At 43.5% G+C, this 7,160-nt stretch carries 6 protein-coding genes and 1 other annotated feature; of the genes, 1 reads left to right on the forward strand and 5 read right to left on the reverse strand.

All coding sequences use genetic code 11. The annotated features are described in order from the left end of the window. Nucleotides 1-8: 8 nt before the first annotated feature. Complete coding sequence (locus tag ECA1_RS03260) at nt 9-710, reverse strand: ABC transporter ATP-binding protein (protein ID WP_010748457.1); 702 nt, start codon at nt 708-710, stop codon at nt 9-11. An 85-nt stretch (nt 711-795) separates the two neighbouring features. Here ECA1_RS03260 and ECA1_RS03265 point away from each other — a divergent pair, with 85 nt between their 5' ends. Then, complete coding sequence (locus tag ECA1_RS03265) at nt 796-1,422, forward strand: TetR/AcrR family transcriptional regulator (protein WP_060791711.1); 627 nt, start codon at nt 796-798, stop codon at nt 1,420-1,422. A gap of 71 nt (nt 1,423-1,493) precedes the next feature. On the opposite strand, the gene ECA1_RS03270 is transcribed toward ECA1_RS03265, so the two are convergent. The 4 genes from ECA1_RS03270 to croR form a co-directional block, all read right to left on the reverse strand. Further along, nucleotides 1,494-3,014: a polysaccharide deacetylase family protein gene (locus ECA1_RS03270; protein ID WP_060791712.1), complete on the reverse strand. Its 1,521-nt coding sequence runs from the start codon at nt 3,012-3,014 to the stop codon at nt 1,494-1,496. A 290-nt stretch (nt 3,015-3,304) separates the two neighbouring features. Beyond that, nucleotides 3,305-4,582 carry a serine--tRNA ligase gene (gene serS / locus ECA1_RS03275; RefSeq protein WP_060791713.1) on the reverse strand — a complete coding sequence of 426 codons (1,278 nt, stop codon included), beginning with the start codon at nt 4,580-4,582 and terminating at the stop codon, nt 3,305-3,307. Nucleotides 4,583-4,639: 57 nt separating this feature from the next. Next, nucleotides 4,640-4,838: a binding site (T-box leader), on the reverse strand. A gap of 35 nt (nt 4,839-4,873) precedes the next feature. Next, nucleotides 4,874-6,082: a sensor histidine kinase gene (locus tag ECA1_RS03280; protein WP_005226244.1), complete on the reverse strand. Its 1,209-nt coding sequence runs from the start codon at nt 6,080-6,082 to the stop codon at nt 4,874-4,876. Next, nucleotides 6,072-6,761 carry a response regulator transcription factor CroR gene (gene croR / locus ECA1_RS03285; protein ID WP_008376963.1) on the reverse strand — a complete coding sequence of 230 codons (690 nt, stop codon included), beginning with the start codon at nt 6,759-6,761 and terminating at the stop codon, nt 6,072-6,074. The genes ECA1_RS03280 and croR overlap by 11 nt, the downstream gene beginning before the upstream one ends. Nucleotides 6,762-7,160 lie beyond the last annotated feature (399 nt).

A 7,160-nucleotide genomic window follows, 5' to 3' on the forward strand; every position in this document is an offset into this window, starting at 1 on the left:
AGATCCTCCTACCAAACGATTTCATCGATCGAGATTGGATGAGGATTCTCTTCAATGGAACGGACGGTGGCATCGTTGATATGGATCACCCGATCGGCGATCGGGGCAATGGCGCTGTTATGGGTAATGATCAATACCGTATTGCCGTTTTTCCGACTGGCGTTTTGCAAAAGCTTCAACACTTGTTTGCCTGTTTCAAAATCCAGCGCACCGGTTGGTTCATCGCATAATAGCAATTTCGGGTTTTTGGCTAACGCCCGAGCGATCGATACCCGCTGCTGTTCCCCACCAGAGAGCTGCGAAGGAAAGTTGTTTTTACGGTTTTCTAACCCGACTTGTGCTAAGACTTCATCAGGATCGAGTGCATTCGGTGAGACTTCTGTTGCCAATTCAATGTTTTCTTTCGCTGTCAGGTTCGGCACCAAATTATAAAACTGGAAGACGAACCCGACGTCTTTGCGGCGGTATTCCGTCAGCTGTTTGTCGTTAAACTTCGCGATATCGACATTGTCGATAATGATTTGTCCTTCATCTGGTGAATCCATCCCACCTAAAATATTCAAAACGGTCGATTTTCCTGCACCACTGGGGCCAAGGATCACCACTAATTCGCCTTCTTCAATGGCAAAGGAAAGATCGTTGTTGGCAGTGATGGTGGTTTCGCCCATCTGATAGCGTTTATATTCATTCTTTACTTCAACATAACTCATTAATAAAGCCTCCATTTTTTAAACACGTGTTGATTTAATCACATGGTGTTAGTATACTAAGAAAGAAAAGTAAGAGCAATCCTCAATGCTTACGTATTTGTCATTAAATAGACAAATATTGATCAAATGTACAGAGAAAAGGGGAAACGATATGGTGGGGACTGTGGGGAATCGTCGAACGATCTACTCGAAAAAAGTGATCCGACGCGCCTTTCAGGAGTTATTGTTGGAAAAAGAGTACCGCAAAATCACGATCAAAGAGATTGCGGAACGAGCCGATATCAACCGAGGAACATTTTATAAATATTATAAGGATACGGCCGCGTTGTTGGAGGAAATCGAAGGGGAGCTTGTTGAGCAGATCGCATCGAACTTGCAGCAGGAAAATTTGTCATTGGATCTTTGGTTGGAAAAGCTGTTGACGATTTTGTATGAGAATCCTAGTACGACCCATTTGATTTTGTTAAACAACAGCCATTTGCTGAATCTTTTATTGTCAGAGATCAAACCGGAGACCTTGAAACGGTTTGCCCAATACTTTCAAGATGCTTCCGAGGAAGAATTGGAACTGTGTCTTAGCTTTTTTGTCTGCGGGTCTATCGGGTTGATCGAACGCTGGCTCAAAGATTTCTCAACGATGCCGCCAAAAGCTGTCGCTGAACTGTTGATCCAAATTTTTGTGACTAATGTATATGAGGATAAGAAGGGCTAAAAAAAGAGGGAACGATCCAATAACCAAAAAGGAACGCAGCAAGAGACAATTTGCTGCGTTCCTTTTTTTATTTAGTCAACGAGGCGCTCGTCGTTCATCCCAAAGTATTGATGCAATGGTTTTTGCCGTGCTTCTAATAATTGATCGACAGTCACGAATTCGTAGCCTTCGTTTTTGAGCATTTTAATGACTCCCGGTACGGCTTTCACAGATTTCGGGTGAATATCATGGATCAAGATCATGGCACCATTAAAGACATTTTGTTGCACCAAGGCATTGACCTTCTTCGGATCCTTCAATTTCCAGTCTTGAGAATCGATGTCCCATTGAATGATCGGCATGCCAATGGTTTCTGCGCTTTGTTTGTCGATAGCGCCATAAGGGGGCCGTAAATTTCTAGGTAGTAAACCCGTCGCATTATAAATGGCTTTGTTGGTTTTTGTGACTTCTGCCTGCAAATCTTCCGCTGAAAGAGTATTCAGCTGCGGATGAGAGTAAGAATGACTGGCGATCTCGTGTCCAGCTTCTTGGACTTTTTTAGCAGCTTGCGGATATTGCTCTACCATTTGTCCCAGCATAAAGAAGGTCGCTTTAACGTCATTTTCTTGTAAGATGTTCAACAGATCCATGGTGGAGGTACTGTTGGGTCCATCATCAAAGGTCAATGCCACGTATTTTTTATTGGGGTCTAAACTTGGCAAGGCATTGTTGAGTTGGTCAGCAGCCACGAGATCAGGATCAATGAATGGGGCGATCTCGCTGTAAGGCAGGGTGATTTCCGTCGCTCCCGTCTGATTTTTTGGCAATTCGATGGTCAGCTTCTCTGGATCGTAAGTAAATTTCGAATCGAAGGTGATCCGCTCCATGGCCAAGACGGCGTCGATGATTTTGGCGGGTTCTTTGGCTTGATCCAGCAGTTTCTGCTGAATGACTTGTTGAATACCTAATAAGCTGCCTTCATCAGGAACCAGTTCTTTCAAAGACAATTCGGTTTGCGTCTTCTCTGATACGAAGATCGGTGCATCCGTTAGGCTGTCCGCATCTTCAAAACGTCCGGTTTCTCGATTCCACACATAGCTGTCGGCTTTCAATGAATAAGTAGACACCTTTGAAGCCGCTGCTTGTGCTTGGATGCGGGCAACGGTGACGACTTCTTTATTCGTTTGTTTTTTACGCAAGTGATCAGCAGCTTGTGTCAACCGTTCTTTGATATCTTTGATGGGAAACGTATCAAGGTCTTGCGGGCGGTAGATCAATTCTTTGGTTGCGCCTTTGGAGAGCACTTCAGGCGTTGTTTTTAACCCATTTTGACTTTGTTCTGCTTGGATTGATGCCAGTAATTTCTCCGCAGCCGCCTCATATTTTTCTTGGGCTGCGACTTCTTGCTGGTGTAACGTGTAAAGGACTGAGCCAGCCGTCGCGATCAAAACGATCAATAATAAGGCGAATAAGGAAAAAATTGCTTTTCGATACGGCTTCTTTCTCGAGGGTGGTCCTTTCGGTCTTTCTTCAGCTGACGCTGTTCGTTTTTGATTATTGTTTGGTTTCTTGTGCAAGTCACTCCGACGGGCATAGGTCTTTCGTTCGGGCATTGGTGTAGCTCCCTTCATTCCATCCTAAATTATGCCCACGTTACCATAAGTCACAGGTACTTTCAACGATCATGCCCGGTTTCTGATAGAGACTTAAAAAGATGAAGGGATTTTTCTAATTATCCATTTAAAAATTACAGCCTTGTTGCGTTGTTTCTCTTGCAAGAAATGATCAAGGGCGTTAGGGGGTCTTTTGCAACCACTATCTATTAGGTGAACTAGAAAACCCCTTCGTAACAGATCACGTGGAGTGACTGTTACGAAGGGGGTGCAATTAAGGGTGCTAAGGCTTAGGCTTTTTCGATTTTTGTCAGTCCGCCCATGTAAGGAACCAGAACTTCTGGTACCGTTACACTGCCGTCTTCGTTTTGATAATTTTCAAGCACTGCGGCTACCGTCCGACCGACAGCCAGACCAGAACCATTTAGTGTATGCATGTAGTGAATCTTGCCCTCTTGATCGCGGTAACGGATCAAGGCACGGCGTGCTTGGAAATCTTCACAGTTTGAGCAAGAGCTGATCTCACGATACATTTCCTGAGCAGGTATCCATACCTCTAAATCATAGGTCTTCGCCGCAGAAAAGCCCATATCTCCTGTACACAAGCTAAGCACTCGGTAAGGTAAGTTGAGTTTTTGCAAAATATCTTCGGCATTAGCCGTCATCTTTTCTAATTCTTCATAAGAATGGTCAGCATCACTGAATTTCACCATTTCAACTTTATTGAATTGGTGCAGACGAATCAAGCCGCGGGTATCACGACCAGCGCTGCCAGCTTCTGAACGAAATGATGGGCTCAAGGCAGTGAAGTAGGCAGGGAGCTGTTCTTGTTCTAAGATCTCCCCTTGATAGTAATTGGTCAAAGGTACTTCAGCAGTTGGAATCAAAGTCAAATCCGTGTCTGCCAATTGGAAAACATCTTCTTTGAACTTTGGAAATTGCCCAGTGCCAAACATTGCTTGGCTATTGACGATATAAGGGGTGATCATCTCGGTATAGCCATGCTCATAGACATGCTGATCCAGCATGAAGTTGTATAAGGCACGTTCCAAACGAGCACCTGAGCCTTTGTAGTAAACAAAGCGGCTGCCAGAAACTTTGGCGCCCCGCTCAAAGTCGAGGATCCCCAACTCTTCAGCGATCTCCCAATGCGGTTTTGGTTCAAAGGTAAAGGTTTTTGGTTCTGCCCAGCGGCGGATTTCTACATTGTCGTCTTCATCCTTGCCCACTGGAACAGAATCATTTGGCAAATTCGGCAATGTCGTGGCGATCTGTTTGATGTCTTCATCAATTTGAGCGATCTCTTCATCCAATTGCTTGATTTGGCTGCCGACTTCTTTCATTTGGGCAATTTTATCAGCCGCGTCTTCTTTTGCCCGTTTCAAGGCAGCGATCTCACCAGAAACATCGTTGCGCAATTTCTTGCGTTCTTCCGTTTGGACTAAGAGTTCTCTGCGACGTTCGTCAAGCGTTAAAAAGCGGTCCAATACTTCTTTTTGCACGCCTCGTGTTGCGAGTTTGCTTTGTACTTCAGCAAAATTTTGGCGAATCATTTTTACATCTAACATAGTGATACATCCTCCTTTGATTTTTCCATAGAAAAAAGGCCATTCCGATCCCGTGTTGCTTGGGACGAAATGACCATTCGCGGTGCCACCCAAGTTCAGCTTGCGCTGCCCTTGCTGCTCGTATCGTGAGCCAACGATTTTTCTTTCGAAAAATACACGTTAAAGAACTGGATTCTATTTTTTCCAACACTGATTTTCACCAACCATCAGCTCTCTTTACTAGATGAAAAAAATATACTAGGTTCTGTGCCTTGATTATTTTCTTTAGCATACCCAAAAAATGTTGGGGCGTCAACCATAGGTTTGTGTGTTGGACAAATTGTTGCGCTTCAACGGGAGATGAATAATAAAGGACGTCCATTCTGGCGTTGATTTGGCATAGATATAGCCGCCATGTAAGGCGACGATGCTTTGAGCGATCGCTAGACCTAAGCCAGTTCCTCCTGTTTCTTGAGAGCGGGATTCTTCCACTCGGTAGAAACGGTCGAATAGAGAATCAAGGGCTTGCTTAGGGATCATCTGCCCATTGTTTTTGACGGTTAAGATCGCTTCGGTTCCGACTTTCTCGACCTCCATGCGGATCTTATCGGCGCCTTTACCGTATTTCAAGGCATTTGACAGCAGGTTGTTGAAAACTCGTACCAGTTTTTCGGTATCGCCATCCATTTCGATATGCTCTGGACGGGTGTAGGTTTCGATCTTGATGCCTTTTCGGCTAGCTTCCAATTCAAAGTCCGCCGCCAATTGTTCAACCAGCTGGGCCATATCAAATTCCATCACATTAATGGGCACGCTAGGCTGACGCACTTTCGTGTATTCAAACAAATCATCGACGAGGGATTTCATTTGTTTGGCTTTGACATACGCCGTATGAGTATATTTCAGCAATTCTTCTTCCGAATGGTATTGTCGATCTTCAATTAGACCTAAGTAGCCGATGATCGAAGTCAATGGTGTCCGAATGTCATGACTGACATTGGTGATCAGCTCATCTTTGGATTGCTCGATCCGCCGTTCATCTTCGATCGCCGCCACCGTACTGTCGACTAAGCCATTGATATTAGAAACGATCCGACTTAAATCGCCCCGTAACTCGAAGGGGATGCGATGATCGTAGTTGCCTTCTGCGATAAAGTGCAGCTCGCTGATAATGTGACGTAGCTGCATTTGATGGTAACGTCGAATCAAACGCCAATATAAGACGATCACATCTAATAGGAAGAACATCGGTAGAATGAAGTTGCGACCACTGCGAAAAATATCTGTATTAAAGGCAGCCGTGAACGCATTCTTTGATTCATAGATCGCTTCGACTAAAACCGGTGAGTTTTCTCGTATTGAGGTCAAGATGACCAAAATAGCGACATTTAATAGAAGTAAAAGAACAATCGTTACAATTCCTTCAGCAAATAACTCACTGATTTCCTTTGAGGTCAACGTGATCCGTTTCTTTTTTTCGATTGGTGTGTTGCGCTTTTTTTCAGTTGGTTTACTTCGCATCTATTTTGTAGCCGACCCCCCATACTGTTTGGATGACTTTTTCACCATCCGTGGCTTCTTCGATCTTATCTCGCAAGTGACTGACATGGACCATCACTGTTTTGGCAGAAACGACACTTTCTTGTTTCCAAACTCGTTCAAAAATCTCATCGGCGCTAAAGACACGGTTGGGATGCGATGCCAATAAGTAGAGGATGCCAAATTCTAATGCGGTCAATTGGATCTCATTGCCATCCACCGTTTTTACTTCATGGGAATCGCGGTTGATGATAAGGGAGCTTACTTCCAGAATCTCTGGTTGATTTGAAGCAGCCTGCATCTTGGTTCTTCTCAATAACGATTTTACCCGTGCCATGACTTCTAATGGATTGAAAGGTTTGGTGACATAATCATCAGCACCGGCGACCAATCCACGAATCTTATCCATATCGGTTGTTTTAGCGGTCAACATAATAATGGGGATTTGGGATTCTTTTCTCAATTCTTTGACGACTTGCATGCCGTCCATTTCAGGCATCATGATATCTAAGATCAATAGCTCGATATCAGAAGTGGTGCGAATCTTGGTCAGTGCTTCTTTTCCATCGTATGCTTTGACCGATTCATAGCCTTCATTGTGTAAGTAAATGCTTAATAGTTCTACGATCTCTTTGTCATCATCTGCTACAAGTATTTTCATACTGGGTCCTCCTAGGAACAATATTCTTTTCTCCATTTTAGCAAATATTCCACAAAATAGATAAAATCATACTTAAATTTATAAGAATGATAGGAATTGAGAAAACACAAAAAGGAAAAAGACGAACGATAGGCTAATAATAACGGAAAAAGTCCTTAAAAAAGGCGGAAATCACGGACTAAAAATCACGAATCATCTTTGGAAACGGAGTAACTAGAAACGTTGGTCTATCAATCATTTTATGGTTGACGAATAGCACAAGTCTTGGTATATTATTACATGTGCCAAATGACTAAATGAATTCCTAAAAAGAATTGAAAAAAGTAGTTGACGCACAGCTCGACAGATGATATTATAACGAAGTCGCAATTTTAAAACAGTTAATTGATGTTGATACAT

Origin of the sequence: Enterococcus casseliflavus NBRC 100478 (assembly GCF_001544095.1) — a bacterium.
Classification (GTDB): Bacteria; Bacillota; Bacilli; order Lactobacillales; family Enterococcaceae; genus Enterococcus_D; species Enterococcus_D casseliflavus.

Excerpts from the sequence above, each read along its gene's own strand:
- ECA1_RS03260 (WP_010748457.1), bottom strand. The coding sequence starts at position 710 with ATGAGTTATGTTGAAGTAAAGAATGAATATAAACGCTATCAGATGGGC.
- ECA1_RS03265 (WP_060791711.1), top strand. The coding sequence starts at position 796 with ATGCTTACGTATTTGTCATTAAATAGACAAATATTGATCAAATGTACA.
- ECA1_RS03270 (WP_060791712.1), bottom strand. The coding sequence starts at position 3,014 with ATGCCCGAACGAAAGACCTATGCCCGTCGGAGTGACTTGCACAAGAAA.
- serS (WP_060791713.1), bottom strand. The coding sequence starts at position 4,582 with ATGTTAGATGTAAAAATGATTCGCCAAAATTTTGCTGAAGTACAAAGC.
- ECA1_RS03280 (WP_005226244.1), bottom strand. The coding sequence starts at position 6,082 with ATGCGAAGTAAACCAACTGAAAAAAAGCGCAACACACCAATCGAAAAA.
- croR (WP_008376963.1), bottom strand. The coding sequence starts at position 6,761 with ATGAAAATACTTGTAGCAGATGATGACAAAGAGATCGTAGAACTATTA.